31 protein-coding genes are annotated in these 26,458 nt (G+C 68.5%); 14 read left to right on the forward strand and 17 right to left on the reverse strand.

Translation table 11 applies throughout. The annotated features are described in order from the left end of the window. Positions 1–73: 73 nt before the first annotated feature. From V7Q48_RS12975 to V7Q48_RS12985, 3 genes are read right to left on the reverse strand one after another with little or no spacing between them, the layout of a single operon-like run. Positions 74–1,060, reverse strand: coding sequence for an LLM class flavin-dependent oxidoreductase (locus V7Q48_RS12975; RefSeq protein WP_333838646.1), 987 nt, complete (start codon positions 1,058–1,060; stop codon positions 74–76). Further along, positions 1,057–2,010 (reverse strand): tetratricopeptide repeat protein, encoded by a 954-nt coding sequence (locus V7Q48_RS12980; protein ID WP_333838648.1) that lies wholly within the window; start codon positions 2,008–2,010, stop codon positions 1,057–1,059. The genes V7Q48_RS12975 and V7Q48_RS12980 overlap by 4 nt, the downstream gene beginning before the upstream one ends. Positions 2,011–2,018: 8 nt before the next feature. Further along, a complete protein-coding gene (locus V7Q48_RS12985) occupies positions 2,019–2,765 on the reverse strand; it encodes an alpha/beta fold hydrolase (protein ID WP_333838649.1) in 747 nt (248 codons plus the stop codon). A 192-nt stretch (positions 2,766–2,957) separates the two neighbouring features. Between V7Q48_RS12985 and erpA the strand changes: the two genes are divergently transcribed. The 6 genes from erpA to V7Q48_RS13015 all read left to right on the forward strand — a co-directional run bounded on the left by erpA (position 2,958) and on the right by V7Q48_RS13015 (position 6,849). After that, positions 2,958–3,305: an iron-sulfur cluster insertion protein ErpA gene (gene erpA / locus V7Q48_RS12990; protein WP_333838650.1), complete on the forward strand. Its 348-nt coding sequence runs from the start codon at positions 2,958–2,960 to the stop codon at positions 3,303–3,305. Continuing rightward, a complete protein-coding gene (gene xth / locus V7Q48_RS12995; protein WP_333838652.1) occupies positions 3,302–4,093 on the forward strand; it encodes an exodeoxyribonuclease III in 792 nt (263 codons plus the stop codon). Before erpA ends, xth begins: the two co-directional genes overlap by 4 nt. Positions 4,094–4,254: 161 nt before the next feature. After that, positions 4,255–4,410: a hypothetical protein gene (locus V7Q48_RS13000; protein WP_333838653.1), complete on the forward strand. Its 156-nt coding sequence runs from the start codon at positions 4,255–4,257 to the stop codon at positions 4,408–4,410. A gap of 17 nt (positions 4,411–4,427) precedes the next feature. Continuing rightward, positions 4,428–5,099 carry a peptide-methionine (S)-S-oxide reductase MsrA gene (gene msrA, locus V7Q48_RS13005; RefSeq protein ID WP_333838654.1) on the forward strand — a complete coding sequence of 224 codons (672 nt, stop codon included), beginning with the start codon at positions 4,428–4,430 and terminating at the stop codon, positions 5,097–5,099. 9 nt (positions 5,100–5,108) lie between these two features. Further along, positions 5,109–5,615 carry a Fur family transcriptional regulator gene (locus tag V7Q48_RS13010; protein ID WP_333838656.1) on the forward strand — a complete coding sequence of 169 codons (507 nt, stop codon included), beginning with the start codon at positions 5,109–5,111 and terminating at the stop codon, positions 5,613–5,615. Positions 5,616–5,739: 124 nt separating this feature from the next. Then, positions 5,740–6,849, forward strand: coding sequence for an alkene reductase (locus V7Q48_RS13015; protein ID WP_333838657.1), 1,110 nt, complete (start codon positions 5,740–5,742; stop codon positions 6,847–6,849). Positions 6,850–6,913: 64 nt separating this feature from the next. Here the strand turns inward: V7Q48_RS13015 and V7Q48_RS13020 are convergent, their stop codons facing one another. The 4 genes from V7Q48_RS13020 to V7Q48_RS13035 form a co-directional block, all read right to left on the reverse strand. Next, the gene (locus V7Q48_RS13020) at positions 6,914–8,656 is read right to left on the reverse strand and encodes a hypothetical protein (RefSeq protein WP_333838658.1); all 1,743 of its coding nucleotides are present in this window, start codon (positions 8,654–8,656) and stop codon (positions 6,914–6,916) included. Positions 8,657–8,706: 50 nt separating this feature from the next. After that, complete coding sequence (locus V7Q48_RS13025; RefSeq protein WP_333838659.1) at positions 8,707–9,108, reverse strand: GtrA family protein; 402 nt, start codon at positions 9,106–9,108, stop codon at positions 8,707–8,709. Between the two features lie 26 nt (positions 9,109–9,134). Continuing rightward, a complete protein-coding gene (locus V7Q48_RS13030; RefSeq protein ID WP_333838660.1) occupies positions 9,135–10,757 on the reverse strand; it encodes an NAD(P)/FAD-dependent oxidoreductase in 1,623 nt (540 codons plus the stop codon). 123 nt (positions 10,758–10,880) lie between these two features. Continuing rightward, a complete protein-coding gene (locus V7Q48_RS13035; RefSeq protein WP_333838662.1) occupies positions 10,881–11,585 on the reverse strand; it encodes a PilZ domain-containing protein in 705 nt (234 codons plus the stop codon). A gap of 216 nt (positions 11,586–11,801) precedes the next feature. On the opposite strand from V7Q48_RS13035, the gene rpoZ reads away from it, so the two are divergent. From rpoZ to V7Q48_RS13065, 6 genes are all read left to right on the forward strand, one after another. Continuing rightward, positions 11,802–12,146 (forward strand): DNA-directed RNA polymerase subunit omega, encoded by a 345-nt coding sequence (gene rpoZ / locus V7Q48_RS13040; RefSeq protein WP_333838663.1) that lies wholly within the window; start codon positions 11,802–11,804, stop codon positions 12,144–12,146. Between the two features lie 103 nt (positions 12,147–12,249). Continuing rightward, positions 12,250–14,901, forward strand: a complete 2,652-nt coding sequence (locus tag V7Q48_RS13045) for a helicase-related protein (RefSeq protein WP_333838664.1) — start codon at positions 12,250–12,252, stop codon at positions 14,899–14,901. Between the two features lie 15 nt (positions 14,902–14,916). After that, positions 14,917–15,207, forward strand: a complete 291-nt coding sequence (locus V7Q48_RS13050) for an RNA-binding S4 domain-containing protein (RefSeq protein WP_333838665.1) — start codon at positions 14,917–14,919, stop codon at positions 15,205–15,207. A 15-nt stretch (positions 15,208–15,222) separates the two neighbouring features. Further along, entirely contained in the window at positions 15,223–15,561 is a 339-nt protein-coding gene (gene fdxA, locus V7Q48_RS13055; RefSeq protein ID WP_333838667.1) for a ferredoxin FdxA, read from the forward strand. A 486-nt stretch (positions 15,562–16,047) separates the two neighbouring features. Then, a complete protein-coding gene (locus V7Q48_RS13060) occupies positions 16,048–16,572 on the forward strand; it encodes a CarD family transcriptional regulator (RefSeq protein ID WP_022675317.1) in 525 nt (174 codons plus the stop codon). A 109-nt stretch (positions 16,573–16,681) separates the two neighbouring features. Beyond that, on the forward strand, positions 16,682–16,948 hold the full coding sequence (locus tag V7Q48_RS13065) for a hypothetical protein (protein WP_333838673.1): 267 nt from the start codon (positions 16,682–16,684) through the stop codon (positions 16,946–16,948). 36 nt (positions 16,949–16,984) lie between these two features. Here V7Q48_RS13065 and V7Q48_RS13070 read toward each other — a convergent pair whose 3' ends face one another. Then, positions 16,985–17,959 (reverse strand): L-threonylcarbamoyladenylate synthase, encoded by a 975-nt coding sequence (locus V7Q48_RS13070; protein WP_333838674.1) that lies wholly within the window; start codon positions 17,957–17,959, stop codon positions 16,985–16,987. A 60-nt stretch (positions 17,960–18,019) separates the two neighbouring features. On the opposite strand from V7Q48_RS13070, the gene V7Q48_RS13075 reads away from it, so the two are divergent. After that, a complete protein-coding gene (locus tag V7Q48_RS13075) occupies positions 18,020–18,847 on the forward strand; it encodes a DUF815 domain-containing protein (RefSeq protein WP_333838675.1) in 828 nt (275 codons plus the stop codon). 32 nt (positions 18,848–18,879) lie between these two features. On the opposite strand, the gene V7Q48_RS13080 is transcribed toward V7Q48_RS13075, so the two are convergent. The 9 genes from V7Q48_RS13080 to V7Q48_RS13120 all read right to left on the reverse strand — a co-directional run bounded on the left by V7Q48_RS13080 (position 18,880) and on the right by V7Q48_RS13120 (position 25,053). Continuing rightward, positions 18,880–19,545 carry a cell wall hydrolase gene (locus V7Q48_RS13080; protein WP_333838677.1) on the reverse strand — a complete coding sequence of 222 codons (666 nt, stop codon included), beginning with the start codon at positions 19,543–19,545 and terminating at the stop codon, positions 18,880–18,882. Positions 19,546–19,737: 192 nt separating this feature from the next. Then, positions 19,738–20,094 carry a DUF1491 family protein gene (locus tag V7Q48_RS13085; RefSeq protein WP_333838678.1) on the reverse strand — a complete coding sequence of 119 codons (357 nt, stop codon included), beginning with the start codon at positions 20,092–20,094 and terminating at the stop codon, positions 19,738–19,740. A 14-nt stretch (positions 20,095–20,108) separates the two neighbouring features. Continuing rightward, positions 20,109–20,570 (reverse strand): PTS sugar transporter subunit IIA, encoded by a 462-nt coding sequence (locus V7Q48_RS13090; RefSeq protein WP_333838680.1) that lies wholly within the window; start codon positions 20,568–20,570, stop codon positions 20,109–20,111. Between the two features lie 179 nt (positions 20,571–20,749). Continuing rightward, positions 20,750–21,331, reverse strand: a complete 582-nt coding sequence (hpf, locus tag V7Q48_RS13095; protein ID WP_333838681.1) for a ribosome hibernation-promoting factor, HPF/YfiA family — start codon at positions 21,329–21,331, stop codon at positions 20,750–20,752. A gap of 73 nt (positions 21,332–21,404) precedes the next feature. Beyond that, positions 21,405–22,121 carry a DNA polymerase III subunit epsilon gene (gene dnaQ / locus V7Q48_RS13100; RefSeq protein WP_333838682.1) on the reverse strand — a complete coding sequence of 239 codons (717 nt, stop codon included), beginning with the start codon at positions 22,119–22,121 and terminating at the stop codon, positions 21,405–21,407. Between the two features lie 49 nt (positions 22,122–22,170). Continuing rightward, the gene (coaE, locus tag V7Q48_RS13105) at positions 22,171–22,776 is read right to left on the reverse strand and encodes a dephospho-CoA kinase (protein WP_333838683.1); all 606 of its coding nucleotides are present in this window, start codon (positions 22,774–22,776) and stop codon (positions 22,171–22,173) included. Continuing rightward, complete coding sequence (locus V7Q48_RS13110) at positions 22,773–23,633, reverse strand: shikimate dehydrogenase family protein (protein ID WP_333838684.1); 861 nt, start codon at positions 23,631–23,633, stop codon at positions 22,773–22,775. Before V7Q48_RS13110 ends, coaE begins: the two co-directional genes overlap by 4 nt. After that, positions 23,630–24,214 carry a Maf family protein gene (locus V7Q48_RS13115; protein ID WP_333838685.1) on the reverse strand — a complete coding sequence of 195 codons (585 nt, stop codon included), beginning with the start codon at positions 24,212–24,214 and terminating at the stop codon, positions 23,630–23,632. Before V7Q48_RS13115 ends, V7Q48_RS13110 begins: the two co-directional genes overlap by 4 nt. Continuing rightward, positions 24,211–25,053, reverse strand: coding sequence for a pyruvate, water dikinase regulatory protein (locus V7Q48_RS13120; protein ID WP_333838686.1), 843 nt, complete (start codon positions 25,051–25,053; stop codon positions 24,211–24,213). The genes V7Q48_RS13115 and V7Q48_RS13120 overlap by 4 nt, the downstream gene beginning before the upstream one ends. A gap of 364 nt (positions 25,054–25,417) precedes the next feature. Between V7Q48_RS13120 and hemE the strand changes: the two genes are divergently transcribed. Continuing rightward, complete coding sequence (gene hemE, locus V7Q48_RS13125; protein ID WP_333838687.1) at positions 25,418–26,446, forward strand: uroporphyrinogen decarboxylase; 1,029 nt, start codon at positions 25,418–25,420, stop codon at positions 26,444–26,446. The last annotated feature ends 12 nt before the right edge of the window (positions 26,447–26,458 follow it).

A 26,458-nucleotide genomic window follows, 5' to 3' on the forward strand; every position in this document is an offset into this window, starting at 1 on the left:
CGACCGGCAAACCGGGGGGCCGCATGAAGCCCCTGCGGGCCTTAAGCCAAGCCGGCCGTTAGCCATGGCGATGTCAGGCCGGCGCCTTGATCGCCTCCATGGTGAGCGCGAGGCTGCGGCGGCGCAAGGCCGGATCGAAGGTGGCGCCCGCCACGATCAGTTCGTCCGCCCCGGTGCGGCGCTGGAACGCCTCGAGCCCGGCACGCACCGTCTCGGGGCTGCCGATCGCGCTGACCTGGCGGAAGTGATCGAGCGTGGCGCGCTGCGGGGCGGCGAGCGTGTCGCGATAGCCCGCGATCGGCGGCGGCAGCTTGCCCGGGTCGCCGCTGCGCAGGCGCACGAACGACTGGTCCTGGCTGGTCGCAAGGAATTCGGCCTCCGCGTCGGTCGGGGCGCAGAGCACGTTGATCGCGGCCATGGCATAGGGCTTGTCGAGCACGTCGGACGGCGTGAACCGCTCGCGATAGAGCGCCAGCGCGGCATCGAGGTGATCGGGCGCAAAATGCGAGGCGAAGGCATAGGGCAGGCCGAGCATGGCCGCGAGTTGCGCGCCGAACAGGCTGGAGCCCAGGATCCACATGCGAACGTCGGCGCCATGCCCGGGATTGGCCTGGAGCGGCAGCCGCGGATCGCCCGCGAACTGGGCCTGCAGTTCCACCACGTCGGACGGGAAATCCTCGGCCGAGCGGTTCACGTCCTTGCGCAGCGCACGCACGATGCGCTGGTCGGCACCCGGTGCGCGGCCCAGCCCAAGGTCGATGCGGCCGGGAAACAGCGCGTCGAGCGTGCCGAACTGCTCGGCGATGACCAGCGGATTGTGATTGGGCAGCATTATCCCGCCCGCGCCGAGGCGGATGCGGCTGGTGTTGCGACCGACGTGGGCGAGCACCACCGACGTCGCGCCACCGGCGATGCCGGGCATGCCGTGATGCTCGGCCACCCAGTAGCGGTGGTAGCCGGCGGCCTCGGCCGCTTCGGCGAGCGCGGTGGCATCGGCCATGGCCTGCGTGATCGAGCCGCCCTCGATCACCGGCACCAGATCGAGAACGGACAGTTTCATCGCGTGGTATCTCCGGACGTCCCGCGGGGGAGGGACGCTGCACCCGATGTGGGGGCAGGCTGGCCGCGATCAACCCCAGACGGGCCGGCACCGATCTGCGCGAGGTAGCCCTGCGCGGTGCGGGCCTCGTCGCTGCCGGGGGCGGTGGCGACCACCGATTGCCACGACTGGCGCGCCGCATCCTCGCGGTTGCCGAGCATCGCGATCACGCCGGCCTCGACGCCCACTGCGGCATTGCGCGGGTCGAGCCGGGCGGCTTCCTCGATATCGTGCTGCGCCGTCGCAAGATCCTTGTCGCGGCGTGCGAGCGTGGCGGAAAGCAGCCAGCCCTCGGGGTCCTCGGGCGCAAGCCGATGCGCTTCGCCCAGCGCCTTGGCGGCATCCGCATTGCGTCCCAGGGCCACCAGCGCGCGGGCGCGATCGGTCTGGACCGCGCCGAGCGCGGCGTTGTCGGCAAAGTCGTGCACGATCAGCGCACGATCGAGCCAGGTCAGCGCATCCTGCGGCTTGCCCGCCGCGAGCGCGGCATTGCCGGCCATGGCCATCAGCGGCACGGCCCCGGCCGCCTGCGCCGGAGGGATCAACCCGACCGCCTCGGTAAAGGCGGCATAGGCGCCGTCGTAATTGCCCTGCTGGCTGCGCATCAGCCCCAGGCACTGGTTGGCGCGCACCCGCTCCGAACCCACCTTGACCTCGGCCAGCCAGTGCTCGGCGAGGCTTTCGGCGAGCGCGGGGTTATCGCGCCCGACGCTGAGGCAATCGGACAGCCGGTCGCGCTTGGCCGGGGCGGGGGCGGAGGCGTCGGCCTCGTCCCCGCCCTGGGGGGCCGGCTTGCGGCGGCCGGGAATCGGCAGGTCGTTAAGCTGCAGCGGACGCGGGCTCGGGCCGATCTGCTGCCAATGGGCGTCAAACGAACCTGAAGCGGCGAACAGGGCGAGGGCAAGCAGCATCCGTCAGATCAATCCCGGGGCAAGGAGGCCAGCGTATCCAGCAGCACGGCGATGTCCTGCGGGCGCGAGAGGCGATGGTCGCCGTCCTTGATCAGCAGCACCTGCACATCGGATGAACGCAACTTTTCGGCCAGGGTGAGCGCCAAGGTCCAGGGCACATCGGCATCGGCCTGGCCGTGAATGAGCCGGACCGCGCCATCGAAGGGAACGCCATCGTTCAATTGCTGCAGCGCCTGCCCATCGGCCCAGAAGGCGGCGTGAGTCGGGGTCGGCTCGGGACCATAGGGGTTGGGCTCGAGCACCGTCTCCCCGGCCGCCAGCATGGCCTTCTGCGCCGTGTCGTAGCCCCATTCGGTGAAATCGGGCGCCGCGGCGAGGCCGACCAGCGCGCGCACGGTGCCGGGCAGGGCCTGCGCCACCAGCAGCATGAGCCAGCCGCCCATGCTCGAGCCGACAAGCACGACCTCGTCCAGGGCGTGCGCGTGGATCAGCGCCACGACCTCGTCCCGCCGGCGCGACAGCGTGCCCTCGGCAAATTTGCCCTCGGAAAGGCCGCAGCCCGAATAGTCGAGCAGCAGGCAGGCACGCCCGATCTCTGCCGCCCAGTCGAACACCGCGGTCGCCTTGCCGCCCGCCATGTCGGACATGTAGCCGGGCAGGAACACGAGTGCCGGCCCGAACCCGGGCGTGAAACGCGTGGCGAGCGACAGGCCATGCGGGCCGGGGTGGAAGACAGGCGGGGCAGGGGTAGTCATGGACGCGAGGGTAGGCCCGCCGACCGGCGCCTGCAACCGCGCCTTGCCTGGTCCGAGCCGTTGCGAGAGGCCCGACCCCTCCGTCAGGCGCTGGCGCGCCTGACACCTCCACGTCGCGGATGGGGTGGATCTGCGGCGCTGCAGGTCCCAACGCCCTTGAGCATGGGCGCCACCGCGCCTATCTCGCAAGCCATGACCCAGCCCGCTTCTGCCGCCCCCGCCATCACCCTGGCACCGTCCGCCGCCGCGCGCGTGGCGGCCATTGCCGCCAAGCAGGCGAAGCCCGCGATCCTGCGGCTCGCCGTGGAGGGTGGCGGCTGTTCGGGTTTCCAGTACCGCTTCGGGCTGGCCGATTCGATCGAGGCCGACGACACCGTGGTCGAGACCGACGGCGTGCAGCTGGCGGTCGATGCGATGAGCCTTGATCTCGTGGCCGGTGCCGCGGTCGAATATGTCGAGTCGCTGGGCGGCGCGGCGTTCCGCGTGACCAATCCCAATGCCGCCTCGGGCTGCGGTTGCGGCGCGAGTTTCTCGGTGTGAGCAGCGCGGCGCCGCTCAAGCTCGCCAGCTTCAACATCAACGGCATCAAGGCGCGCCTGCCGCGCCTGCTCGAATGGCTCGAGGAAACGCGCCCCAGCGTCGCCTGCCTGCAGGAGATCAAGACGCAGGACGAAGGCTTCCCCGCGGAGGACTTCGAGAAGATCGGCTATCATGCGATCTGGCACGGGCAGAAAGGCTTCAATGGCGTCGCCATCCTGGCCGACGGCGAGAAGCCGGTCGAAGTGCAGCGCGGCCTGGCCGGCGAGCCCGAGGACGAGCACGCCCGCTATCTCGAGGCCGATGTCTTCGGGGTGCGCGTGGTGTGCATCTACCTGCCCAACGGCAATCCGCAGCCCGGCCCCAAGTTCGACTACAAGCTGCGCTGGATGGACCGCCTGCGCACCCGCATGGGCCAGATCTGGGCCGAGGAAGTGCCCGCCGCGGTGCTGGGCGACTTCAACGTGATTCCCACCGACAAGGACGTGTGGGACATCCGGGCCATGGCGACCGATGCGCTGATGCAGCCTGAGTCGCGCGATGCCTACCAGCGCCTGCTGGCCGACGGATGGACCGATGCGCTGGGCCTGCACCATCCCCAGGGTGGTCTGTGGACGTTCTGGGACTATCAGGCCGGGGCCTGGCCACGCGACCACGGCTTTCGCATCGACCACGCCCTGCTCAGCCCCGAACTCGCCGACCGGCTGGTCGCCTCGGGCGTCGACAAGGCGCATCGCGGGCGGGAAAAGGCCAGCGACCATGCCCCCGTTTGGGTTACGTTAAGGCGCTGAGGCGTTTCTGGCGACCGATCGCCAGCCTTTGAGTTTCGGCTTCTGGTCGGCGGCGATTTGCTGTTGGTCGAAGGATATGGACATGCCGCCTCTTGTAAGTCTAAAGGCGCGTTCGCATCTGCACAGTAGCAGAATGCAACTGATTTTGACTGGATTGCGCCATGGGTCTGTTTCAACGGGATTTCTTTCGCTCGCTCGCGCTGGGCTTCGCGCTGGGCGCAGTGGCCGTGGGCGCAACCACGCTGACCTCGCTGCATGCGCTCTCGCCGGTGAGCGCCGCGAGCGCGGCCCCGACTCAGGCCGCGGCTCACCCGTGACCCTGCGCGGCGCCCTCATGAGCCTGGGCGCCACCGCGGCGCTGGCGCTGGCGCTGGCAGCCTGCCAGCAGCCGGCGCTTGCCGAACAACCCGCCCCGCGCGTGCCCGAGGCGGTGATCCGCGCCAATGAAGCGTCCGGCCTCAAGACCGCGGTGTTCGCCGGCGGATGCTACTGGGGCATGGAGGCGGTGTTCAGTCACCTCAAGGGCGTGACCAGCGTCGTTTCCGGCTTCGAGGGCGGGTTGCGCGCCGATGCGGACTACGAGACGGTCAGCACCGGCACGACCGGCCATGCCGAAGCGATCCGCGTGACCTACGATCCGGCCAGGATCCGCTACGACCAGCTGCTGCAGGTCTTCTTCGGGGTGGCCAGCGATCCCACCCAGCTCAACCGCCAGGAACCCGACGTCGGTCCGCAGTACCGCAACGCGCTGGTGCCGATCGGCCCTGAGCAGAAGCGTGTCGCGGCCGCCTACATCGCGCAGCTCAAGGCGCTGAAGCTGTGGAAGCGGCCGATCGTCACCCGCATCGAGCCATGGCACGGTTTCTACCCCGGCCCCGCCGAGCACCAGGACTTTGCGCTGCGCAATCCGCGCCATCCTTATATCCTGCGCTGGGACGTGGCGCGGGTCGATGCGCTCAAGCGGACCTTCCCGCAGTGGTACAAGCCGGACTTCACGCCGAACTGAATTGCAACGATGGCCGCCCATGCCTATCTGGAAGGCATGGGCCGTCACGATCACCACCATGTTGCCGGCGATAGGCTGGTCGAAGCGGCGAGGGCCGCGCTCACCCAATCGGGCGAGCAGTGGACCGACATGCGCGCCGACGTCTTCGCCGTGCTCTGCGCCCAGGATGGCGCCTCCTCCGCCTACGACATCGCCGAGGCGGTGGGCGAGCGGCGCGGCAAGCGGGTTGCCCCCAACAGCGTCTATCGCATCCTCGACCTGTTCGTGCGCACCAACCTGGCGCGCCGGGTGGAGAGCGCCAATGCCTATATCGCCAACAGCCACCCGGGCTGCCGCCACGACTGCATCTTCCTGATCTGCGACGTGTGCGGGCGCATCACCCACATCGACGACGACCGGCTGACCGATGCGCTGCGCGGCGCGGCACAGGATGCGGGCTTTACCGAGGTGCGGCCGATGGTGGAAATTCGCGGCCGCTGCGCGGCCTGCAGCACGGGCACGGATAGGCAGGGCTGAATTTCTTTGCAGGCGCGAAGGCGAAATTGCGGGTCGGTGCGTTTATCCGGCTTGCCACGGGGATCGAAACGGCGGCATAAAGGTTGCAATACGCAACTTAACTCACTGCCAAGAGGTAGTTCCCATGCATGACTCCCTGTTCCAGCCGATCGCGCTTGGCGCCATTTCCGCGCCGAACCGCATCATCATGGCACCGCTGACCCGCGGCCGCGCCGGGCGCGATGCCGTGCCGACGCCGATCATGATCAAGTACTACGAGCAGCGCGCCAGCGCCGGGCTGATCATCAGCGAGGCCACCGGCATCAGCAAGGAAGGCCTGGGCTGGCCGCATGCACCGGGCCTGTGGACCGACGCCCAGGTCGAGGGCTGGAAGCCGGTCACCGATGCCGTCCATGCCGCGGGCGGACGCATCGTCGCGCAGCTGTGGCACATGGGCCGCGTGGTCCATCCCGACTTCAACGAAGGCCAGCCGCCGGTCTCTGCCTCGGCCACCCGCGTCCCCGGCCACGTCCACACTTTCGAGGGCCGCAAGGACGCGGTCGAGGCACGCCCCCTGCGCCTCGATGAAATGCCGCGCCTGCTCGACGATTATGCCCTCGCCGCCGAAAACGCGAAGAAGGCCGGCTTCGACGGCGTCCAGCTGCACGGCGCGAATGGCTACCTGATCGACCAGTTCCTGCGTGACGGATCGAACCTGCGCGACGACGACTACGGCGGCAGCCCCGAAAACCGCGTGCGCCTGCTGCGCGAGGTGATGGAGCGCCTGATTTCGGTGTGGGGCGCCGATCGCGTCTCGGTGCGCCTCTCGCCCAACGGCGACAGCCAGGGCGTGGACGACAGCAACCCCGCGGCCGTGTTCGGCGTCGCCGCACAGGCGTTGCAGGATCTGGGCACCGGGTTCGTCGAACTGCGCCAGCCGGGGCCGGACGGCACCTTCGGCAGCACCGATGTGCCGGCGCAGGATGCGCTGATCCGCTCGATCTACAAGGGTCCGCTGGTGCTCAACAGCGACTACACCCCCGAACAGGCGGCAGCCGACGTGGCCTCGGGCCGGACCGATGCGGTCAGCTTCGGCCGTCCGTTCATTTCCAACCCCGATCTGGTCGAGCGCATTCGCCAGGGTGCCCCGCTGGCCCCCAACCGCAATGCTCCCGAAAGCTGGTACTTCCCGGTGCCCGAGGGCTACGCCGACTATCCGACGCTGGCCGAAGAGGTCGCCTCGGCCGGCGCCTGATCGCCACACGAATGCACGGCGCGCCGCTTTTCCCGTTATGGGAGAGGCGGCGCGTTTCGTTTGGTCAGGGTTGCCGGACTTGCCACACGGCGATGCCGGTGCTGTCGCCACCGGGCCAGGGCAGGGGGCGCAGCCACGCGGGTGGGTGGCCATCGAGCAGGGCCGCCGCCAGACCCTGCGGCGCATAGCGGCGATAGAGTCCGAGTTCGGGCGTACGCGTACAGACCACGACGAGCCCTGCGTGCCGCCGGGCGACGTAGGGGCGGGCCTGGTCCGGCCGTTCCATGAAGCCATGCAGGACGTCGCCGATCGCGGCGCTGCCGCGATGGTGCGCGGTGGCGACGACGCGCTGGTGCGTGCGCATGAGGATTTCCGGGCCGATATCGAGCGGCGCAAAGACATCGGTTGCCGGCAGGCGATCGAGCGGGGCCAGACCGCGCACGAAATCGCATCCTTGCGCGCCGTCGCCGGCATCCTGCGGCTTGGGATGGAGCCGGCTGCGCAGCGCGTCGTATCCGGCGGCGGGGATGACCGGCATCACTGCGAGCAGCATGGCCGCAGTGATGCCGATGCGCCGACCCAGTTGCGGGCTGGCGAGGGCCGCGAGGCGCCATTGCCGCAATTGCCATGCCGCCGTCAGGATCGCCAGCGCCGAGGCGGTGATCATCGCCCGGCTCACCAGCAGCCCGACCAGTGCCGCGCCGAGCAGGATGAGCCCATGGCCCAGCCAGCGCATCCGCGCGTCGCCGCGGGCCTGGCGCAGCAGTTGTACGCAGCCGAGCAGGCCGAGCGGAACCGCGGCGATCAGCGCCATGCAGCCGACGAGACCGTTGCCCCAGACCGGGCGGCCTTCGCGCACGTTGTCCAGCCAATGCGACTTCACATAGGGGTCCATGCCTCCGAACGCGCCGCCGACGCACTGCGGGGCGCTGAGCGAGAGGATGCCGGCCGCGCCGATCGCAACGACGGCGAGCACCGCCGCGACCACTGCCAGGTTGCGCGGTCGCCAATGGGCCAGCGCGGCGCATCCTGCCGCCGCCCAGACCATGGCCGCCAGGTGCATCGGCGAGACCGCATCGCAATGCTCGATCCCATCGACCAACCCGCGCAGGGCAAGGAACAGGACGATCGAAGTGCCTGCCAAAGCGGCGGTAGAACTAGCCAGCGCATCCCAGCGACGGTGGCGGCCATCACGCACCACCAGCCCGGCGATGAACAGCACCGCCAGCGGCAATCCTTCGAGCGATATGGCTAGGCCCACAGCGAGCGCAATGCCCAGCACCGCGCTGCCACGACGCCGGTCGTCGTCGTGCCACGCCGCCAGTGCCGCCAGCGCGGCGACGATCTGCCAGCCGTGGTGATCGATGCGCAGCGGCTGCATCTGGTGCAGCAGCGGGCCGGTGAGGCCGACGACGATGCCGGAAATTATCGCGGTGTCGCGGTCGAACAGCCGGCAGGTCGTGCGCATCACCAGCGCCAGCGCAGCCAGCAGCGTCAGGGCGGGAACGACGATCAGCGCGGCCTGCTCGGCGATCGGCTGGCCCAGCAGCGGGCGCAGCATGACGATCACCGCAGCGAGCGGCAAGTCGACCAGGCGCGACCAGTGCATCAGCACGCCCTCGGGCGCCATGATGCGGTATTGATGGAGGTCGAACCAGGGCTGGCCGGCCAGCAGGTCGCGCACCTGCACCAGCCGCAGCGCATCGTCGGGATCGGCCATGTGCAGGGCCGGCACGGCGCGCCAGTGCACCGCCAGCAGCAGGAGCATGATAAGGCCCCAGACCAGCAGGATCGGGCGCCAGGGCATCACGGGGCTGGAAGAAATGTTGGAGGCGTGCGGTGCGACGCCCGGTGCGCTCACCGGAACACCACGCGCTGGCGCAGCAGCCAAGTGACGACGAAGCTGATCCCCACCGCCGCCAGTTTCGCCGCGCGCGGATCGAGGCCCAGCCGCGCCAGTCCGCCGACGACCAGCGCCGTCACGCCGAGGCCAACGAGGGCAGAGGCGACGAACAGCGCCTGCTGGCGGCGCCGCGCGGCGCCGGCCGCCGCGACATCATCGGCAAAGACCACGGTGGACGAGAGCATCCAGTGCGCCGTGATCCCGAGGGCATAGCCCAATACCGATGCGGCCACCGCCGGAACGCCCAGGGCCAGCCCGGCCAGAAACGATCCCATGTCGACCGCCAGCGCGCCGACGCTGGCCAGCACGTAGCGAAGGAAAACCGGCGCCGCGCAGCGCTGGACGCGTGACAGCATCAACCCCGCTCCCGCACCCGGTCCGGTCACGCCGCGCGGGCGGCGGGCGCCACGCGCGCGGGCACCTGACGCAGAGAGGCGAGCGCGGCCGCCTGGTCGGCGCTGGGCCGGCGCGTTTCGGGAAGCCCGGCGTCTGCCCCTTCGGCACCGGCCTCGTGGTATTCGGCGTCCTCGTTGACGCACCAGGTGTCGTAGAGCCGCGCGCCGGCGACGATGTTTTCCACCGTCAGCATCGCGGTCATCATCGCGTGATCCTGGTTGTTGTAGCGGTGCATGCCGTTGCGGCCCACGAGGTGCAACGTCGGATGGCTCATTTCCAGCTCGCGCCGCATCGCGTCGACGTTGGCGGCATAAGTATCGTCGTAGACCGGGTAGGCCTTTTCCTGGCGCACGACCACGCCGCCGATCACCTGGTCGGGACGGATCAGGCCCAGGATCTCCATCTCACGCGTCGCCAGCGCGACGAGGTCGTCGTCGCTCGCGGCCCACAAGTCGTCACCCTCGAAGCAGAAATACTCGAGGCCGACGCAGGCCACGCTGTCGTCGGGCACCATCTCGGGCGACCACGAGCGGAAGTTCTGGATCCGGCCGACCTTCACCTTGCTGTCGTGGATGTAGATCCAGTTGTCGGGGAACAGGTCTTCCGAGCGGATCTTGAGCGCGACGGTCAGGAAGTCGCGGTACTTGAGGTCGTTGGCCTCGATCACTGTCTGCGGCAGCGGATGGAGCCGTGCGGCGAGCTCGCGCATCGGTGCCGAGCTGATCGCATGGGCCGCGTGGATCATCGTCTCGCCGCCATCGTCGCGCGTGGCGAGCAGGCGCCAGCCGCCTGCGCCGTCGCTCGCCAGCTGCTTCATCGCGTGGCCCATCAGCACGCGGCCACCGGCAGCCACGATCTTGTCGCGCGCGGCTTCCCACATCATCCCCGGCCCCTGGCGCGGATAGCGGAAGGTCTCGAGCAGCGTCTTGGTCTGCATCCCGTCGTTGGGCTTCTTGTTGAGCCCGAGGCTGCGCTTGAACCCGTCGAGCACCGCCGCGCCGAGCGAGAGGCCCTTGATCCGCTGCGCGGCCCAGTCGGCGCTCATCTCGTTGCAGGGCATGCCCCAGACCTTCTCGGTGTAGGTCTTGAAGAAGATCGAATAGAGCTTCTGGCCGAACTGGTTGACGGTCCAGTCCTCGAAGCTGCGCACGGCCTTGTTGGGGAAGGCCTTGGCCTTGGCGTAGCTGGCCATGCACAGCGTGGAGCGCACGATGCCGAGGTTGAACAGCGCCTCGAACGCGCGCAGCGGGTAGGAGTAGAACTTGCCCTCGTAGTAGATGCGGCTCATCCGCGGGCGCTGGATGAAGTCGTCTGGCAGGATCTCGTTCCACAGGTCGACCACGGCCTGCGACTTGGAAAAGAAGCGGTGGCCGCCGATGTCGAAGCGATAGCCTTCGTGCTCCACGGTGCGGCTGATGCCGCCGACGTAGCGCGTGTCCTTCTCGATGATCGCGACGGAGAGGCCCTGCTTGCCCAGCAGATACCCGGCGGTCAGCCCGGCCGGGCCGGCGCCGATGATCGCCACGTCCACATGATAATGCTGGTTGGCGCGATCGTGGAGGTCGCCGCGGGCGATGTTCAGCCCTTCGACCTTGCGCTCGTTAACCATGCCTTGCCCCCGTCTCGATGGATTCGTCGATAGGCAAGGAATGAAGGAAATTGGATAAAGGATGGTTAATGTTAAGCATGTCCTGCGGTGGCGCTACGGGCTTCCCCGTGGCCGCCGCGCGGGTCATCGCGGCGCGGTCCTGGCGGCTGCAGCGCCGATGCGATGGCCGGCATGCGAACCGTTCTGGCCTCCCGGTGCCGGTTCGTGGCGGCCGCCATGCAGCCGCGCGACGATCTGCGCCAGCTCGTCGAGCTTGAAGGTCTGTTCGAACACCAGGCCGTAGCGCGGGTGGTCGCGCCAGCGGACCTTGGCATAGATCGGCGGCGCCACCGGCGTCTCGAGCCGGACCAGTTCATGCACCATCAACCACTTGTCGCAACTGATGCCGGCGCCCTGCTGCGAGATGTCGTGCAGGTGGATCGCGGCGCGCTCGCCGCCCGAATGCAGCATGCCGTCGATCGCGAGGCGCAGGCGCACTTGGCGGCGTGCATTGGATCCCGGTTCGTCGATGACGGCTTGGACATCGATCGGGCTGTCGAACTGCAGACCGGCGTGATCGGCCGCGGTCCATACCAGCCGCGCGGCATGGCGCTGGCCATTGCCCAGCTCGATCAGGAGTTCGCGGTGCGGCGGAATCGGCGTGAACACGCGAACCTTGGCGCCGGTGTCCGAGGCGTCGCGCAGCACGCAAGGGTATTCCGCACCGTCGACGACAAGCTTGGCGACGCGGATCAGCAGCGTGAAACGCGGCGCGGCGCGCAGTTCGGCACCGACGGGGTCGGCCGAAATCGCGGGCGCCGGCGGCGGCTGATCGTTGTGCTGGGCCACGGCCCTGATCTCCAAGCTGAAGGACCGGACGCTGATGCGGCCGATCGACGGTCAGGTCGATGTTATAGCCCAAGTCTTGCCTTAGCGTTACCGATGGTTTCACATATCGGACCGAAAGGCCATCTAAACCGAGCTATGGAACCCTAAGTTTCTTGACTTTTTGCAGCTTGCTGCCTAGCTGCCGCTTCCCGACCATTCCTGATTTCTGGAGTGCCCATGGCGCGCGTTACTGTCGAAGATTGCGTCGACAAGGTTTCCAACCGTTTCGACCTGGTTCTGCTGGCCGCCGAGCGTGCTCGCGCGATCGCGGGCGGGGCCGAACTCACCATCGATCGTGACCGCGACAAGAACCCGGTGGTCGCCCTGCGCGAAATCGCCGACGAGACCGTGCGCCCGACGATCCTCAAGGAAAACCTGATCCAGTCGCTGCAGCGCGTCCTGCCCGACGACGACGACGAAGTCGATGAAATCGGCTCGCTTTCGCAGTCGGCCGAGGCCCTGCGCATCACGGCCGCAGCGCCGGTGCGCAACACCTCGCTGGGCGCTGACTACGACGCCTGAGGCCGCCGCCCGAAGGGGCAGCACCATCTGACACGAGAAGGCGTCGGGGATAATTCCCCGGCGCCTTCTTGCATGTGCACCGCCCCGCCGCCACATCTGCTGCATGGCCAAGCGCGTGCCCGCTTCCGCAAGAGCGACACTCCCGGCGAATCGCCTGCCCGGTGGATCGGGCCGCGACAATGGCGGCGGTACGGTCAAGGCGGTGCTCGGCCCCACCAATACCGGCAAGACCCATCTCGCGATCGAACGACTCTGCGCGCACTCCTCGGGCGCGATCGGTTTTCCGCTGCGGCTGCTCGCGCGCGAGGTCTATGACCGGGTCTGCGCGATCAAGGGACCGGCGCAGGTCGCGCTGATCACCGGCGAGGAACGAATCGAGCCCAAGGACGCGCGCTGGCTGCTGTGCACGGCAGAAGCCATGCCCGCACGGCCCGATCTCGCTTTCGTCGCGCTCGACGAGGCGCAATTGTCCGCCGATCCCGAGCGCGGCCACATCTTCACCGATCGCCTGCTTCACGCCCGCGGCCGCGAGGAAACGATGCTGCTCGGCTCGGCGACGCTCGAGCCGATGGTCAAGGCACTCGTCCCCGGCGCCGAAATCATCACGCGGCCGCGATTTTCCACGCTCAGCCATGTCGGCGCCAAGAAGCTGAGCCGCCTGCCACCGCGCAGCGCGATCGTCGCCTTCTCGGCCGAGCAGGTCTACGTCATGGCCGAGATGCTGCGCCGCTTTCGCGGCGGTGCGGCCGTGGTCATGGGTGCACTCAGCCCACAGACCCGCAACGCCCAGGTGGCGATGTACCAGGCGGGCGAGGTCGATTACCTCGTGGCGACCGACGCCGTGGGCATGGGCCTCAACCTCGATGTCGAACATGTCGCCTTTGCCGGCCTGTCGAAATACGACGGACACCGCCACCGCCGCCTGACCACGGCCGAGATGGCGCAGATCGCGGGCCGCGCCGGGCGCCACCACAAGGACGGCACGTTCGGCACGCTGGCGGGAACGGGCGGGCGCGATCCCGAATTCACCGACGAGGAAGTCTATGCGATCGAGGAGCATCGCTTCCCGCCGCTGACCCGCCTGTTCTGGCGCGAGCCCGAGCCGCGCTTCGATTCGGTTGCCACGCTGATCGAGGACCTGGAAAGCCCGCCGCCACGGCCGGAACTGGCCATGCCGCCCGAGGCGATCGACCTCGCCGTGCTCAAGCGCCTGGCCGAGGACCCGGCGGTGACCGCCACGGTACGCGGCAGCCGCAGCGTCCAGCGCTTCTGGCAGGTGTGCTCGCTGCCCGATTTCCGCCAGCAGGGATCCGACACGCATGCGCGCTTCGTCGCGCGGCTGTGGCAGGACCTGCGCGGCGGCTATCTCGGTGCCGATTACGTGGCACAGGCCATCGCGCAGCTCGACAACCCCGCCGGCGACATCGATACGCTGCAGGGCCGCATCTCCGCGATCCGCAGCTGGTCCTACATCGCGCAGCGGCCCGACTGGGTCCTTGCCCGCGACGAGATGGCCGCCCGTGCCCGCGCGGTGGAAACGCGGTTGTCCGACGCCCTCCACGCGCGCCTGACCGAACGCTTCGTCAACCGGCGCACCACCGTGCTGATGCGCAAGGCCGGCGCCGACGCCTCGCTCCTGCCCGTCCGGCAGGACGAATCGGGCGTGGTGCTGGTCGACGACGAAGCGATCGGCCACCTCGAGGGATTCCGCTTCGTCGTCGATCCGCTCGCCCGCGCCGCCGATCGCAAGCTGCTGCTCGCCGCCGCCGAGCGCCACTTGCCCGGCCTTCTGGCCACGCGCTTGGGCGAATTGCTGGATGATGCCGCGGCGGGGCAAGCGCTGACGCTCGACGGTGCGGACCTTGCCTGGCGCGGGCTGGTCGTCGCGCGGCTGACCCGCGGCAAGACGCTGCTCGAACCACGGCTCAAGCTCGATCCGGCGGTCGAGCGACTCGGCAGCCCCGGCCGCGACAAGGCCTTGGCCGCGCTACAGGCTTGGATGGACCGCACCCTGGCCAAGCCGCTTGCTCCCTTCGTCCGTCTGGCCGAGGCGGCGCGCGATCCGGCGGCGGGGCCTGCGCTGCGGGCACTGGCGCTGCGACTGATCGAGGGCGGGGGCGTCACGCCGCGCGAGGACGCGCGGCTCGAGGATTGCACCCCCGAACAGCGCACGGCGCTTCGCCGCATGGGCGTGCAGGCCGGGACGCTCGACGTTTTCGTGCCCGCAGCGCTGCGCCCGGCAGCGGCGGCGGCCTGGGCGAGGTTGGCACAGGTTCACGGGCTCGAGCCGCCCGCACCGCCCGCGGGGATGCCACCTGCGGTGAAGCACGGCCCGCTGCCAGTGGGCTATCGTGCCGCCGGCCCGCAGGCGGTGCGGGTGGACATGGCCGAACGGCTGATCCAGGCCGCCCATGGCACACGCACCGGTGCGCGCAGCAAGCGGGTGTTCCTCGATCCGGCGCTGGCCCTGTCGATGGGCCTGACCACGGCCGTCTATGCCACGCTTTTGCGCCATGCGGGTTTTCGCGCGATCACCAGCCGCCCCTTGCGCGATGGCCACGCCGGCCCGCCCGCCCCGCCGCTGTGGGAATGGCGCGCACCGCGCGGGCTGAGACCTGGACCCGATGCGAAGCGCAGCCGGGGTCACGAGCAAGGCAGGCGTCGAGCTTCGGGCGAGGCGACGCAGGCGCCAGGCCAGTCTCGAAGCAACGATGGGGGCGGCGCCTTCGCAGCGCTCGCCGCGCTGATCCGGTAGGGAGAACGGGACACGATGCGGATCGACAAGCTCCTGTGGTTCCTGCGGTTTGCCGGAAGCAGGGGGCTGGCGCAGGGCTGGGTCGAGGAAGGCCACATCCGCGTCAATGGCCGGCGGATCGAGCGCTGCAGCGCGGCGGTCAAGGTCGGCGACATCATGGTCCTGCCGACCCACGGAGGGGTCCGGGTGATCGAGATCGTGGCCCTTCCGGCACGGCGCGGGCCGGCGCCTGAGGCACAAGGGTGCTATCGGGTGCTTGACGCGGCGCCCCTCGCACCTCTAGCACGGCGCGAAATCGAGCCTTGAGGAATTTGGACCAGCATGACGTACGTTGTCACCGATGCCTGCATCCGCTGCAAGTACATGGACTGCGTGGAAGTCTGTCCCGTGGACTGCTTCTACGAGGGTGACAACATGCTCGTCATCAACCCCAGCGAATGCATCGACTGCGGCGTGTGCGAGCCGGAATGCCCTGCCGAGGCGATCCTGCCCGACACCGAAAGCGGGCTCGAGCAGTGGCTGGAGCTGAACACCAAATTCTCCGCCGAATGGCCGAACATCACCACCAAGAAGGACGCGCCGGCCGACGCCGACGAGTTCAAGGGCGTGGACGGCAAGTTCGAGAAGTTCTTCTCGCCCGAACCCGGCGAGGGCGACTGATCGCGGGCCTGGGCGATTCGCGGCCGGATGGCTGGCGAATCGCCCAGGCCCCACGGTTCGCGCGCGCCTAGTGCGCCGCGCATAAGACACCACCCCGCTTCCGCCGGCCAAGCGGGCAGCGGCGGTTTCCCGCATGTGTCGCGTGCCTCTGGTAATTTTGCCACAGACCTGCTATATACAGGTCAAGCGCCGGGCAAAGTCGTTTGCCGGGCGCCCTTTTTGTTACGAGAAGGCAGACACAGGCGGCAAACGGAAAAACGCTGACGGATCGCAAGGCTTGACCGGGCTTGTCACGGTCGTTTGCCAGATAGCGTTGCCCCTCGGCCCATGAGGCCATGATGGCACCGCCCCGCTCCATGGACCGGGCCTTGCGCACAGCAGGGCCGGAGCGACTGGTTTCACCGACCCGCCGATCGCATCAGCTTTTTCCCGCCGGGCACTTCGGCCCGACCCGTCGCCCCTCTGTCGGCGTCGAAAGGATAAGAAATGGCAGCCAAGGCTCTTGCCTTCGATGTTGGGGATTACGTCGTTTACCCGAAGCATGGTGTCGGCCGCGTGGTCGAGCTTCAGCAGGAAGAAATCGCGGGCATGAAGCTGGAGCTCTATGTGCTCCGCTTCGAAAAGGAGCGCATGACGCTTCGCGTTCCGGTGAACAAGGTCGAAGCGATCGGCATGCGCAAGCTGTCTTCGGACAAGACGCTGCGCGAGGCGCTCGATACCCTCAAGGGCAAGCCCAAGGTCAAGCGCACCATGTGGTCGCGCCGCGCCCAGGAATACGAAGCCAAGATCAACTCCGGCGATCTCGTGTCCATCGCCGAAGTGACGCGCGACCTGTTCCGTGCCGACGACCAGCCCGAGCAGAGCTATTCCGAACGCCAGATCTTCGAGGCGGCGTCCTCGCGCCTGGCCCGCGAACTGGCCGCGATGGAAAAGACCGACGAGCCGGCCGCGCTCAAGAAGATCCTCGCGATCCTCAACGAACACGCGCCCAAGTACTACGAGACCGTCTGAGCGCTCCTGCAGCCAGGCAAAACGTGAAAAGGCCGTCGGAACCTCCGGCGGCCTTTTGCGTTGGCGGCTGGAAAAGCCATTTTCATCAATTTGCTACGAAAGGCATACCATGTTGCGATCGGCCCTTCCCCTGATGCTGCTCGCCACGGTGGGTGCCTGCACCATGCCCGGCGCGGTCGACCCGACGCGCCCCGGCCCGGCGCGCGAACAGGCGCTGGCCAGCCAGAATGCCGCCGCGATCGCCAAGGCCCAGGCCCGGCTCACGCGCGAGCAGGCCCAGTGCACCCGTGGCAACAAGCGCGCCTGCGCCCGCGCGACGGCCGCGCAGGCGGTGCTCGACGATCTCAACCGTCCGGTTGCCCCGCAGCCGATGTAAGCGGCGCCGCGCGCAATGTGACGACCGTGCCCTGGCTCAGGCTGCGGCGCGGCGCAGTCGATCGTTGATCGCGATGCCGATGCCGGCGTCGGGTATCGGCGCGATCGCGATGCGCGGGCGCGGATCTGCGGCGCCGGCATGCAGGCAGGCATAGAGCCGTGCCGCTGCCTCGGCGAGATCGGCGGTGGCGGATAGCGTCGTGTCGCCCGCCACATGGCCGAAGCCGATGAGGAATTCGTCCGCCGCCGCTTCGCTGGCATTCAACCGCACGGGTTTGCCTGGGGCGTAGTGGCTGGCCAACTGCCCCGGCGCCTCGATCTTTGCCCTGTCGTGGTCGCTGGCCTCCATGCCCAGCACAGCTGCGATCGCCTCAGGCGTGATCGGCCCGGGCCTGAGCACGGCCCAGCCCCCATCCACGCGCAGGCCGACGATGGTCGATTCGATGCCCTGACGCGTATCGCCGCCATCAAGGACGAGATCGACGCGGTCTCCCAGCGAAGCAGCGACATGCGCCGCCCGCGTCGGGCTGATCGCCCCGCTGCGATTGGCCGAGGGCGCAGCGAGCGGCAGGCCGCACGCACGCAGCACGGCCTGCATCACCAGATGCGCCGGGCAGCGCAGCGCGACCGTGGGCAGGCCGGCACTCACCGCCGCCGCAAGGTCCGCGCCCTCACGCCGGGGCAGCACCAGCGTCAAGGCTCCCGGCCAGAATGCCGCCGCCAGCAACCGCGCTCGATCATCGAACAGGGCAAGGCGCTCGGCTGCGGCAATATCGGGCACGTGAACGATCAGCGGATTGAAATCGGGGCGCCCCTTGGCGCGATAGATCGCGGCGACGGATGCGTCCTGATCGGCGCGCGCGGCAAGGCCATAGACCGTCTCGGTCGGCACGGCGACGGTTCCGCCATGGGCGAGCACCGCTGCCGCCGCGGCAATGCTGGCATCGTCGGCGGCAAGGATCGTGCCCGCGGGATATGCAGGACCCTGGCCGGAAATTTCGGTGGTGCTCATGATGCAGTGCGCTATCGCGCTGCATTCCATTTGCAAGATTTTCCTTGGGGCCGCGCCGCCATGACCAAACCGCACAACCGCCTGCTCACTCGCATCGCCGAAGCCCTGGAGCGGATCGCCCCGCCGGCGCCCGAGCCGGTCGATTGGCTGGCCTGCCCCGCCTATGTCTGGACCGGGCACGGCGCGCGCGGCGTGGACCGGCTCGAGGCGCCGTCGCTGGACCACATGCGCGGCATCGACCTGCCCAAGGCAGCGGTCGTCGACAACGTGATGCGGCTGGCGAGCGGCGCCGCCGCGCACGACATGCTGCTGTGGGGCTCGCGCGGGATGGGCAAGTCCGCCGTGCTGCGCGCTGCGGTGAACGCGGCCAACGCGGTGCATCCGGGCCGGATCGCTCTGGTCCAGGCCTTGCCAGATGCGACCCTGCCGCTGCTGTTCGGCCAATTGCGCACCGTTCCGCGCCAGTTCCTCGTGTTCCTCGACGACCTCGGCTTCGACACCGGCGATACCGAAGGTGCGCGGCTGCTGCGCTCGTGGCTCGAGGGCGGGGTCGAGGCGCGGCCCGCGAATGTGCGGCTTGCCGTCACGTCCAATCGCCGCGCCATCGTCGAACGGCACATGGCCGAGCAGGACGACCCGATCAATCCGCGCGACGTGGTCGACGATCGCCTGGCGCTGGCCGATCGCTTCGGCCTCTCGCTCGGTTTTCATGCCTGTTCGCAGGACGATTACCTGGCGATCATCGAAGGCTATTGCGCCGCGATGGATCTGGCCTTCACACCCGGCGATGCGCTCGAATGGTCGCGACGGCGCGGCGGCCGGTCGGGCCGGGTGGCGTGGCAGTACGTGACTGAACTGGCGGGCAGGGCCGGCAAGCAGCTCGACTGAGCCGCGCCGCCAGGCTCATCGGCAGAAAAGGCTCAGCGGTAGAAGATGTGCCCGCCGATGGCCGCAAGGCGGGTCTTGTTCCAGCCCGGCGCGGCGCGCGTGGCGTGGAAGAACAGCGCACCCTCGACGGGGCTCTTCCAGCTGCCCTGATCGGCGATCTGGGCGATGCGCGCGGCATTGGCCCAGAAGCGGGTGTTGTGGTTGATCGCCGGCATGGCATGGCCGCGCACGAACGAGAACTGCGAGGGCTGGTACACCACGCCGCAGTACGAGCCCGGGTAGCGGCCCGAGTGCGCGCGGGCGACGATCACGCGTGCCACGGCGAGCTGCCCGGCGAGGCTTTCGCCCTTGGCTTCGAAATAGACGGCGCCGGCGAGGCATTCCAGCTCGGACGGCAGCGCGGCGGGGACGGGGGTCGCCTCGACCAGCGCGTCGAGCGATGCAGCGCTGATCGGCGCGGTGGCAGTCGCAGTAGCAGTGCCGGGGACGACGACTTCGCCGCGGGCGGCGGGAAGCGTCACGGTCGACTGCACTGCCGGGAGCACGATGGGGCCGTTGGCGTCACCTTCGGGAACGATGATCTGGGTTTCGGTCGGGGTGGACCCATCCTGGGCTTCGGCCATCGAGGCGCCGCACAGCGTGGCGACGGCAGCCAGCACCACGAAGGCGCTGCGGACGAAGCGGGTAGGATAGATCATCAACCATCTGCACTGTGCGGTGGCTGGCCGGAAGCGGCGTGCGACAACGACCGGGCAAAACTGCCGGTGGCGTGCCACAAGGGCCGTAACGGAAAAACCCCCGTCTGCGTGCCAGCGCCGTGAGACCCCAATGCCAAGCGGCGCCGCCTGCGCAAATTCGATGGTCGCGGTTTATTCAGCCGGGCGGGGGAGTCAACCTGAGGTTCCCGGGTTCCCGACGAACTGTTGCGGGTTCGCGACGGTCAGTTCCACAACCCACAGATCGGGGTCACGCCCCGTTCTCTGCGCTATATAGTCGTTAAATTCGTGTTTATTTTCAGGGTCTTGCACCCGCGTGACAGTCCAAACGCGCTGTCCGTCGGGCTGGGGAAGCCGCTCCCACAGCAGCGCCGGCGGGTCCATCGTTCCGTTATTTTCGAGCGAAACCAGCAGGATGGTTCCCGCGTCCGGATCGCCCTTGTGCAGCACCATGCCCCCGCCGCCACGCGCTTCGGCGCGACGGATCCAGCCGGAAACCTCGATACGGGGTGGCAGGCGGGGATCGTCCATCGCCATCGACCTGCTCAGGCGGCGTCGCGGTCAATCACGTTGACGAGCAGCGCGTAGAGCGCATCGGCGTCGGGCGCGTGGCTCAGCCGCTGGTGCATGCGATCATCGCGCATCAGGCGACTGATCGCGGCGAGCGCCTGGAGGTGGACGGCACCGGCCTGCTCGGGCGAGAGGAGCCCGAACACGCAATCGACCGGCATGCCATCGGCCGCGTCGAACGCGACGGGCTCTTCCAGTCTCAGGAACACGGCCACGGGGCGCGCCAGGCCTTCGAGCCGGGCATGCGGAATGGCGACGCCACGACCGAACCCGGTGCTACCCAGCGCCTCGCGCTCCTCGATGCGCTCGAGAACGTGGGCACGATCGAGGTGATAGACCGCGGCGAAGCCGTCGGCCAGCGTGTCCAGGATCTGGGCCTTGGACTCGGCCCGGATCACCCGTACCGCTTGAGGATCAATGGAAAAAAGTGCGGTCATGAAACGAATAATGCCACAGCCTGCGTGAATGCACGCTCAAGTTGGCGGCGCCATGCGCCCTATTCGTTTGGCTTGCAAGCGATGAATGCCGGGCGGCCCCCTGCAGACCTGGGTTGTCTATGCCGTGCCGCCCGCACAGGAGTTCCTGCGCGGGCGGGCGACTTGTTTCAGACTATGCTTCAGGCTGCGCCGGGTTCGACCCAGCCGATCGACCCATCGCCGCGGCGATAGACCATGTTGTGCGTACCGGTCCCGGCGTTCTTGAACAGCAGGGCGTTGGTATTGCGCAGATCGAGCATGATCACGGCGTCGGAGACAGTGGCCGTGGGGACGTCCACGCGGGTTTCCGCGATGACCAGCGGCGCATCGGCGCCTTCGGTCTCGTCATGTTCCTCCGCCGGTTCCTCGACCATGAAGACGGTGTAGGCCGCTTCCTCGCTGCGGCGGGCGAAATCCGAACCTTCGGAGTGGTTGCGGATGCGGCGCTTGTAGCGGCGCAGCTGCTTGTCGATCTTCTCGGCGGACTGGTCGAGCGCCTGGTGCGCATCCTGCGCCACGCCGCTGCCCTTGAGAATCAACCCCTGCGTCACATGCGTGACGATGTCACAACGGAATCCGCCATGTGGCGCCTTGCCCAGTGTGACCTGCGACGAAAGCGCGCCGGAGAAGTACTTGTCGACAATGCCGGTAAGCCTGTCGGCCGCGTGGGCTTCGAAGGCGGCGCCGGTATCGACCTGATGTCCCGAAACGCGAATGTCCATGGGTCTTCTCTCCTTGTCTAAGCCCGGACCGGGCGCCGGCTTGCGAACGACCCTGGACGGGCCGCCCGCACGGTCAGCGCGACCAGAGCGGGTTGCTGAAGCCCTCCATGAACTTGGCATGGCGGGCCAATTCCGCTTCGCTCGGCCCGTGGGGCCGGGGTTCACGGAAAGTCCGGGCGACGCGGGCCACGGCCACTTCGGCCACGGCCACCACACCGGCTGCGGCGCCGGACCCGAAGACAGAGACGTTCGCCTCTGCCGCCAGTTCCAGGCCGATCTGCCGGCCGCCCATCAATTCGACATAGAGTTGCGCGAGGAGTTCAGCGTCAAGCAGCGCGCCATGCTTCGTGCGGTGGCTGCGGTCGATGCCATAGCGCGTGCACAGCGCATCGAGGCTGAGCTTGGCGCCGGGATGCTTGCGCCGCGCGATGGCCACCGTGTCGACCATGCGATCGCGGCTGACTTCGGGCAGGCCGCAACGCTCCAGCTCGGCATTGATGAAGCCGAAGTCGAACCCGGCGTTGTGCGCGACCATCGGCGCGTCACCGATGAAATCGAGGAAGTCCTGCGCGCCTTGGGCAAACAGCGGCTTGTCGGCGAGGAATGCGGCCGACAGCCCGTGCACGGCCTCGGCCTCGGCCGGCATGTCACGCTCGGGATTGAAATAGGCGTGGAAGGTGGCCCCGGTGGCGACCCGGTTGACCATCTCCACGCATCCCAGTTCCACCAGCCGGTCGCCCCCGCGGGGGTCCAGTCCAGTGGTTTCGGTATCGAAGACGATCTCGCGCATTTCAACTTATGTGAACCCGCATGCCGGGGCTGGCAAGGGGTACAGACGTTTAGGGTCGGGGGTTTTTTGCCTGAAGCGTGGCGACGAGATCGTTAACCACGCGGGCGGTCTCGGCCAGCGGCAGGCCGGTGTCGATGACGTGATCGGCGCGGGCGCGCTTGTCGGCATCAGGCACCTGCAGCGCGAGGATGCGCTCGAATTTTTCCGCCGTCATGCCCGGCCGTGCCAGCACCCGCGCGCGTTGAACCGCGGCCGGGGCGGACACCACCGCGACCGCATCGAGCCCTGCCTCGTGGCCCTTTTCGAACAGCAGCGGAATGTCGAAGACCACCAGATGCGCGTCGGCATGGGCCGCCAGAAACGCAGCGCGCGCCTCGGCCACGGCGGGATGGACGATGGCTTCCAGCCGGGCGAGGGCAGCCGGGTCACCGAACACCAGCGCACCCAAGGCGCCGCGATCGACGCCCTGCGGCCCGGTCACGCCCGGAAACGCCGCCTCGATCGCGGGGAGCAAGGCCCCTCCGGGTCCCTGCAGCCGATGCACCTGCGCATCCGCATCGAACACCGGCACGCCGGCATCGCGCAGCATGGCCGCGACCGCGGACTTGCCCATGCCGATCGAGCCGGTCAGCCCGAGGACGAAGGGCTGGCTCACGCCGCTAGCCGGGCGCGCAGCAAGGCGTCGTCGCCCCCGCGCACCGGCGTTGCGCCGAAGAACCGGCGGAAGGCGTAGTCGGCCTGGCCGATCAGCATGGCGAGGCCGTCGACCGTCGCGAACCCAGCGTCGCGCGCACGGCGCAGCAGATCGGTGTCAGCGGGGCTGGTGACGATGTCGTAGAACACCGCGCCCGGCGGGGTGTGGCTGAGGTCGTAGGCCAGCGGCGGCTGCCCGGTCATGCCCAGCAGCGAGGCATTGACCACCAGATCGGCGCACTGGTCGCGATCGTCGAAGGCGAAATCGGTCGGCGTGGCGAAATGGGCGATGTCGACCGCATGGTGATCGCTGCCCCGCGCGACATCGGCGAGCAGCGCCGCCGCCTTGGCGGGATCGCGCCCCGCCAGCACGATGACGAAGCCGGCGTCGGAGAGCGCGGCGACGATCGCGCGCGCGGCGCCGCCGGTACCCATCACCCGCGCCATGCGGAACAGGTGCGGGGTGTCGACCAGGCCCTGCAGCGGCTCCATGAAGCCCGGCGCATCGGTGTTGTAACCGACCAGCGCGCCATCTTCGGGCACGATCGTATTGACTGCGCCGATCCGCGCGGCAAGCGGGTCGAGCCGGTCGATCAGCGGCATGACCGCCTGCTTGTGCGGCATGGTCACGTTGCAGCCGCGCCAGAGCGGGTCGTGGCGGCGTTCCGCGATATAGGCGGCAAGGCCCTCGGGCGTGACGTGCGTGGCGCGGTAATCAGCCTCGATCGCCAGCCGCTCCAGCCAGAAGCCGTGGATCGCCGGCGACTTCGACTGGACGATGGGATCGCCGATCACTTCGGCATAGGGACGCGCGCTCATGCCCCCAGCTCGCCCGCATCGCGCAGCGCGCCCAGCAGCGCGAGCAGCGGCATGCCCAGGACGGTGAAGTGGCTGCCCTCGACGCTCTCGAACAGTTGCACGCCCAGCGCCTCGATCCGGAACACGCCGACGCAGCCCGAAACCGCCGGCCACTCCTTGTGGAGATAGCTGTCGATAAAGCTGTCGGAAAGCCGGCGAACCTTGAGCCGCGCGGTCTCGCAATGCCGCCATGTGACGCCGCAATCGCGCAGCAGTACGGCCGCACTGTGCAGAAGCATGGTCTGGCCTGAGAAAAAGCGCAGGTGCTCGGCCGCCTGCTCGCGGCTGACCGGCTTGTCGAATGAACGGCCACAGACCTCGACCAGCGAGTCCCCGCCCAGCACCAGCCGGCCCGGCACCGCGGCGGACACCGCCAGCGCCTTGGCTTCGGCGAGGATCTGCGCGACCTCGCAGCCGGGCACGCCGATCAGCTCGCGCTTGATCGCGCCTTCGTCGACGTCGGCGGCGCGGGCCTCGTAAGCGACGCCGGCGGCATCGAGCATGGCCTTGCGCGAGGCACTTTGCGAAGCGAGTACGATCATAGAGCCTTCATTCCCGGATTGCCTTCCCCCGCAGCCTTGCGTTCGTTGTACAGCGTGATGACCGCCGCGGCGGTTTCCTCGATCGAGCGGCGCGAGACATCGATCACCGGCCAGCCGTTGTCGGCGAACATGCGCCGGGCATACTGGACCTCGCGCGTGACATGCTCGGTATCGACATAGGGGGTCTCGGGCGCCTGGTTCAAGGACAGCAGGCGGTTGCGGCGCACCGCGATCAGCCGTTCCGGGCTGGTGGTGAGACCGACCACCAGCGGCCGGCGCACGCTGTGCAGCGAGGCGGGCGGCGGGCTTTCCACCACGATCGGGATATTGGCGACCTTGTACCCGCGATTGGCGAGGTAGATCGAGGTCGGCGTCTTGGAACTGCGCGAGACGCCGGCGAGCAGGATGTCGGCCTCTTCCCAGTTTTCCCAGCCAACGCCGTCGTCGTGCGCGATGGTGAACTGGATCGCGTCGACGCGCTGGAAATAGGCCTCGTCCATCATGTGCTGGCGGCCGGGGCGCCCGCGGGCTTCCTGCCCGAGCTGCTGCTCGAGCGCGGCGGTCACGGCATCGAGCGCGGCGATCGCGGGCAGGCCCAGCGTGGCGCAGCGCGCCTCCAGCCGGTCGCGCGTCTCGGTGTTGACCAGCGTGAACAGCACGAGGCCAGGGTTGGCGGAGATTTCCCCAAGGATGCGGTCGAGATGCTGCTGCGAGCGCACCATCGGCCAGAAGTGGCGCACGACATCGGCGTCCTCGAACTGCGCCAGTGCCGCTTTCGCAATCATTTCAAGCGTTTCACCGGTCGAGTCCGACAGCAGGTGGAGATGCAGGCGCTGCATGGTGCCCCTTTTATACACAGCCTCCGGGCGGCATTCCGGCACATCCGGGGCAACCCTGTGGATAGAGCGCGGATAAACCACGGGAGGAAACCGACGACAAGTTCGGGCGGTGATTTTGCCCCCGGAGCGAGTCCGTTAGGGGGCGATTCTCCCACATGCGGGCATGGATTCCCACAGCCTGTGGGAATCGAGGAGAAGTTGCGCTTGCCATCGGAGTCAGCGAGAGTCGCACCACGCGAATTTTGTGGAGGATCCGGGACAAATCGGGCAGAGCCCCGCAATCCCCGGTTTCCACAGGGCCAACAACACCTGAATCCTTTTAAATAAGAATCTATTGTTTTGTTTGGATTGGACACACGCTGCGATGCCCGGCCCCATTCTCGATACGCTGCACGGCCAGAACCTTGCTCGCCGCCCGCTCTGGCTCATGCGCCAGGCCGGCCGCTATCTCCCCGAATACCGCGCCCTTCGCGCCGAAAAGGGCGGTTTCCTCGCGCTGGTCTATGACAGCGAGGCCGCGGCCGAGATCACGCTGCAGCCGATCCGCCGTTTCGGCTTCGACGGTGCGATCCTGTTTTCCGACATCCTGATCGTCCCCTATGCCATGGGGCAGGATCTGGCGTTCCTGGCGGGCGAGGGGCCGCGTCTCTCCCCCCGGCTGCTCGATGCCGCGCTGGAGACGCTCAGCGCCGTGCCTGAGCGCCTCGCGCCGATCTATGCGACCGTGGCAGGGGTGAAGGCCCAGCTCGGCCCTGAGACCACCCTGCTGGGCTTTGCCGGCAGTCCGTGGACCGTCGCGACCTACATGGTGGCGGGCGAGGGCAGCCGCGACCATCACGACACCCGCGCTTATGCCTATCGCGACCCGGCGGCGTTCCAGGCGATCATCGACGCGATCGTCGCGGTCACGATCGACTATCTCGCCGGGCAGGTCGAGGCGGGCGCAGAGGCGCTGCAGCTGTTCGACAGCTGGGCCGGCAGCCTTGCCCCGGCCGAGTTCGAGCGCTGGGTGATCGCGCCCAATGCCCGGATCGCCGCGGCGATGCAGGCGCGCTATCCGCACGTGCCGATCATCGGCTTCCCCAAGGGCGCGGGCGAAAAGCTGGCCGCCTATGCGCGCGAGACCGGGGTCAACGCCGTCGGCGTCGACGAGACGATCGATCCGCTGTGGGCGGCCCGCGAGCTGCCTGCCGGGATGCCGGTGCAGGGCAATCTCGATCCGCTGCTGCTGCTGGCCGGCGGGGCCGAGCAGGACCGCCAGACCCTGCGCGTGCTCGACGCGTTCGCCGACCGGCCGCATGTGTTCAACCTGGGCCATGGCATCGGCCAGTTCACGCCGATCGCGCATGTCGAGCAACTGCTCGCCACGGTGCGCGGCTGGGAACGGCCCTGACCTGAACGATAG

Source organism: Novosphingobium sp., from assembly GCF_036803765.1.
Lineage (GTDB): Bacteria > Pseudomonadota > Alphaproteobacteria > Sphingomonadales > Sphingomonadaceae > Novosphingobium.

Excerpts from the sequence above, each read along its gene's own strand:
- V7Q48_RS13115 (WP_333838685.1), bottom strand. The coding sequence starts at position 24,214 with ATGATCGTACTCGCTTCGCAAAGTGCCTCGCGCAAGGCCATGCTCGAT.
- V7Q48_RS13045 (WP_333838664.1), top strand. The coding sequence starts at position 12,250 with ATGGCCAAGCGCGTGCCCGCTTCCGCAAGAGCGACACTCCCGGCGAAT.
- V7Q48_RS13110 (WP_333838684.1), bottom strand. The coding sequence starts at position 23,633 with ATGAGCGCGCGTCCCTATGCCGAAGTGATCGGCGATCCCATCGTCCAG.
- V7Q48_RS13020 (WP_333838658.1), bottom strand. The coding sequence starts at position 8,656 with ATGCCCTGGCGCCCGATCCTGCTGGTCTGGGGCCTTATCATGCTCCTG.
- V7Q48_RS12980 (WP_333838648.1), bottom strand. The coding sequence starts at position 2,010 with ATGCTGCTTGCCCTCGCCCTGTTCGCCGCTTCAGGTTCGTTTGACGCC.
- V7Q48_RS13015 (WP_333838657.1), top strand. The coding sequence starts at position 5,740 with ATGCATGACTCCCTGTTCCAGCCGATCGCGCTTGGCGCCATTTCCGCG.
- V7Q48_RS13070 (WP_333838674.1), bottom strand. The coding sequence starts at position 17,959 with ATGAGCACCACCGAAATTTCCGGCCAGGGTCCTGCATATCCCGCGGGC.
- msrA (WP_333838654.1), top strand. The coding sequence starts at position 4,428 with ATGAGCCTGGGCGCCACCGCGGCGCTGGCGCTGGCGCTGGCAGCCTGC.
- V7Q48_RS13085 (WP_333838678.1), bottom strand. The coding sequence starts at position 20,094 with ATGGACGATCCCCGCCTGCCACCCCGTATCGAGGTTTCCGGCTGGATC.
- hpf (WP_333838681.1), bottom strand. The coding sequence starts at position 21,331 with ATGGACATTCGCGTTTCGGGACATCAGGTCGATACCGGCGCCGCCTTC.
- V7Q48_RS13120 (WP_333838686.1), bottom strand. The coding sequence starts at position 25,053 with ATGCAGCGCCTGCATCTCCACCTGCTGTCGGACTCGACCGGTGAAACG.
- hemE (WP_333838687.1), top strand. The coding sequence starts at position 25,418 with ATGCCCGGCCCCATTCTCGATACGCTGCACGGCCAGAACCTTGCTCGC.
- fdxA (WP_333838667.1), top strand. The coding sequence starts at position 15,223 with ATGACGTACGTTGTCACCGATGCCTGCATCCGCTGCAAGTACATGGAC.
- V7Q48_RS13065 (WP_333838673.1), top strand. The coding sequence starts at position 16,682 with ATGTTGCGATCGGCCCTTCCCCTGATGCTGCTCGCCACGGTGGGTGCC.
- V7Q48_RS13010 (WP_333838656.1), top strand. The coding sequence starts at position 5,109 with ATGGCCGCCCATGCCTATCTGGAAGGCATGGGCCGTCACGATCACCAC.
- V7Q48_RS13080 (WP_333838677.1), bottom strand. The coding sequence starts at position 19,545 with ATGATCTATCCTACCCGCTTCGTCCGCAGCGCCTTCGTGGTGCTGGCT.
- V7Q48_RS13000 (WP_333838653.1), top strand. The coding sequence starts at position 4,255 with ATGGGTCTGTTTCAACGGGATTTCTTTCGCTCGCTCGCGCTGGGCTTC.
- V7Q48_RS13030 (WP_333838660.1), bottom strand. The coding sequence starts at position 10,757 with ATGGTTAACGAGCGCAAGGTCGAAGGGCTGAACATCGCCCGCGGCGAC.
- dnaQ (WP_333838682.1), bottom strand. The coding sequence starts at position 22,121 with ATGCGCGAGATCGTCTTCGATACCGAAACCACTGGACTGGACCCCCGC.
- V7Q48_RS12985 (WP_333838649.1), bottom strand. The coding sequence starts at position 2,765 with ATGACTACCCCTGCCCCGCCTGTCTTCCACCCCGGCCCGCATGGCCTG.
- rpoZ (WP_333838663.1), top strand. The coding sequence starts at position 11,802 with ATGGCGCGCGTTACTGTCGAAGATTGCGTCGACAAGGTTTCCAACCGT.
- V7Q48_RS13090 (WP_333838680.1), bottom strand. The coding sequence starts at position 20,570 with ATGACCGCACTTTTTTCCATTGATCCTCAAGCGGTACGGGTGATCCGG.
- V7Q48_RS13060 (WP_022675317.1), top strand. The coding sequence starts at position 16,048 with ATGGCAGCCAAGGCTCTTGCCTTCGATGTTGGGGATTACGTCGTTTAC.
- erpA (WP_333838650.1), top strand. The coding sequence starts at position 2,958 with ATGACCCAGCCCGCTTCTGCCGCCCCCGCCATCACCCTGGCACCGTCC.
- V7Q48_RS13050 (WP_333838665.1), top strand. The coding sequence starts at position 14,917 with ATGCGGATCGACAAGCTCCTGTGGTTCCTGCGGTTTGCCGGAAGCAGG.
- V7Q48_RS13075 (WP_333838675.1), top strand. The coding sequence starts at position 18,020 with ATGACCAAACCGCACAACCGCCTGCTCACTCGCATCGCCGAAGCCCTG.
- V7Q48_RS12975 (WP_333838646.1), bottom strand. The coding sequence starts at position 1,060 with ATGAAACTGTCCGTTCTCGATCTGGTGCCGGTGATCGAGGGCGGCTCG.
- V7Q48_RS13025 (WP_333838659.1), bottom strand. The coding sequence starts at position 9,108 with ATGCTGTCACGCGTCCAGCGCTGCGCGGCGCCGGTTTTCCTTCGCTAC.